The organism is Serratia sp. Res13-Sevr-LER1-36-b, assembly GCF_015673035.1.
In the GTDB taxonomy this organism is placed as follows: Bacteria; Pseudomonadota; Gammaproteobacteria; order Enterobacterales; family Enterobacteriaceae; genus Chania; species Chania fonticola_C.
This window is the reverse complement of the sequence record NZ_JADACK010000042.1, coordinates 1-2917: the sequence shown is the minus strand read 5'-3', so window position 1 is coordinate 2917 and position 2917 is coordinate 1. Positions and strand designations below refer to the sequence as shown.

The 2917-nt window shown below is 57.7% G+C and carries 3 protein-coding genes; all 3 read right to left on the bottom strand.

Features of this window, described 5'->3' with window-relative positions; translation table 11 throughout:
- On the bottom strand, nucleotides 1-1721 hold a 1721-nt coding region (locus IMQ33_RS23790; RefSeq protein ID WP_196061961.1), incomplete at its 3' end, for a fimbria/pilus outer membrane usher protein.
- 75 nt (nucleotides 1722-1796) lie between these two features.
- On the bottom strand, nucleotides 1797-2498 hold the full coding sequence (locus IMQ33_RS23785; protein WP_196061960.1) for a molecular chaperone: 702 nt from the start codon (nucleotides 2496-2498) through the stop codon (nucleotides 1797-1799).
- Nucleotides 2499-2555: 57 nt separating this feature from the next.
- A partial coding sequence (locus IMQ33_RS23780; protein WP_196067769.1) for a fimbrial protein occupies nucleotides 2556-2917 on the bottom strand: 362 nt, incomplete at its 5' end.

Genomic DNA, 2917 nt, shown 5'->3' with positions numbered 1-2917 from the left:
CTGGAGAAAGTCCGGTTAGCACTGAGACCGTAGGACAGGCTTTTGTAACGGTTGTTGTACCCCACCTGATACTGCTTCTCGCTGCCGTCCTTGTTCCAGTAGTTCTGCAGCGAACCACTGACATACAGTTGTCCCCAGTTGTCCGGTAACCCCTGGCCCGCGGTCAGGGTGAGGCGGTTCTTGGCCCGCCAGATCGAGTCGGGAGAAAACCCCTGCGCCACGGCGTCGCGCGTCTGCATCGCCGTCATGAAATCCATGTAGCCGTCGGTCGAGAAGCGGTAGGCCGCCAGCGACAGGTTGCTGTTGGTCTCGCTAATCAATTTGCTGTAACTGACCTGATAGCTTTGGCCGCTGAGGCTGTTGCCTGACTGATGTCGGCCATTCTCATCGGTGCTGTTTTGCAGATGGGTACGTGCCTGAGTGGCATCAAACGCCAGTGCGCCAATCGGGGTGCCCACCGCCGCCCCCAGTTGCAGCGCGTAGTAATCCTGGCTGAGCTGCAGGCCGCCGTAGCCGGTGATGGCGTTGTTCAGCCCCAATTGGTAGGTTGCCTGGTACAACGCCGGTTTTTCGCGCAGGTTATCGCTGCGGACTTCACCGGCGGTGAGGGAATAGCGTGAGGCGCCCGGGCGCAGCAGCTGTGCCACCGAGGCATAAGGCACGCTGAAGGTCTGCTCGGTGCCGTCGGACTCACGTACCGTGACCTGCAAATCGCCACCGTAGCCGGTCGGGTACAGATCGTTGATCAGGAACTCGCCCGGGGTGACGGTAGTTTCATACAGCACCTGATCGCCCTGGCGCACGGTGACACGGGCGTTGGTACGGGCAATCCCGCGGATCTCCGGCGCGTAGCCGCGCAGGGATTCGGGCAACATCCTCTCGTCGGTGGCCAGTTGGATACCGGTAAATGGCAGTGTATCGAACAACTGACCGGTGGTGTTCGACTGCCCCATCAACACGCGGGCCTTGAGGGCGGGGACATCGCGCTGCAGGTAGGTATTGATGTTGCTGTACTGGTTTGGCCCGTTGTCCATCCGGGTATAGGAGCCGTTATGGCGCAGGTACCAGGCCCCGACGTTCAGCCCGGCATTCACGCCAGCGAACAGCGAGTTGAAGGTCTCACCGCGTGACTCGCTGGTGTAGCCGTTGACGTTGTAGCCAAGCAGTAACGCCGGCACACCGCTGTCCCAGAGTTCCGGGCTGACGGTACCGCGGGCGGTGTTCAGCATGTACACCTGGGGAATGACGATATCCAGGCGCTGTTCGTTACTGTCGTAATTGACCTGGGCTTCAGGAATTTTTTGCTGCAGGTCGAGACACTGCTCGCCAGCGTTTTGCTGGCTTAAAAAGTCCGAGGGCAACTTCTCGTAATTGAACGCGATGTTCTTGATCAACTCGCTGGTCAGGCAGGGATACACGGTTTTATCCGCGCGCGCCTTGAACTCGATATCGGCATTGCTGACCAGTTGTTCGTTGACGTACACCGCCGTCTTGTAGGTGCCGGGGAGGGCCGACGAGCCATTGGCAAACCGGCTGAGATCAACCGACTTTTCATCATCAACATTCAGGAAAGACGGATCAAACTCCAGGTTCTTTGCGATCTCTTGTGGCGCTGAGGGGGCGGTTTCCGCCTGGACGCCGCTAACAAAAAAGGTCGATAACATGGCCATCGCCAGAGGAGAAAGCCGACTCTGGAGATCTGATTGCAAAGATGTAGACATAAGAGATCCTTTCAAGAACGTATTTCCTGAATAATGGTGAAGACGATAATTAATGTGATGGGACGTTGTGGGTGCTTATTTCACGACTGCATCGAAGGGCAGTACAGCACCGTAATCGTTCACATAGGTTCCGTTGATTTTGCTTCCCGCCTGACCGGGTAATTCCAGCGTCATGGCGCTGCGCGGGGCGATCATCGCACTGTCGAGCTTCTTGCCGTTGATGGACAGATTGACCAGCGAGGCATAGAACGGCGTCGGGTTGGTGGCCTGGACCTGGCTCCCCTGGGTACTCCAGGTAACCGCCTTGGCGGCATCGTTGGCATTGCCTTGCAGGCCTGCCGGGCGATAGAACAGCTTGATGCGGGTACGGAACGCCATCTGCAGCTTGTTTTCGTCGGTTTTGGCCTGACTCTTGGCCGGGACTTCCAGCACGTTTAGCCAGAACACCGACTCTTTATCCATCGGTAATGCACCGCCAGCGTAGCTGATACGCAATGTCTGGCCTTTACCGGGTTCGACACGGTTCATCGGCGGGGTCAGCACGAATGGGACTTTGATGGCTGATGGTTTGGCATTGGCATCGCCGCTGTCGATCCAGCTTTGCAGCAGCACCGGCGAGGGGCCCACATTGCTGATTTTGACGCTGACTTCCTTCGCATCCGACGGGTAAATCACGCGGGTACCGCTGATGACCACGCTGGCCAGCGCATGGGTGCTGAACAGCGCCAAGGCCGCCAACGTACAAATCTGGTGTGTTGTGTGTGTGAGAAACTTCATGATTAGCTCCAAACGGTCAGGCGAGTTGGGAGGGGGACATCCCCCTCCCACAGTCCATTACTGGTACTGGATGGAGTACACTACGTTGCTGACCACGGTACCGGCAGTCGTTGGCGCTTCGGCATAGTAGCGAACGATGTATGGCAGGCTTGCACTACCGCTTGAAATGTCTTTATAAGTGGTGTTGGTGACCTGGTTCTGGTTACCCGCCTGGATCACTGCCGGAGACGGGCTTGAGCCGTCCAGCAGTTGCAGGCTGACGCCAGTTGCACCACCGGTCATGTTTTTCAGGCGGCCAGTCACCTGGTCAACGGAAGCACCTGCTTCGAAGAACGCGGAAGCGGTTTGCAGGGTGCCAGAACAGTTGTTCAGTGCCATCACGAAGCCGGTATCACCTCGTGTGGTGCCCGCAGTTTGCA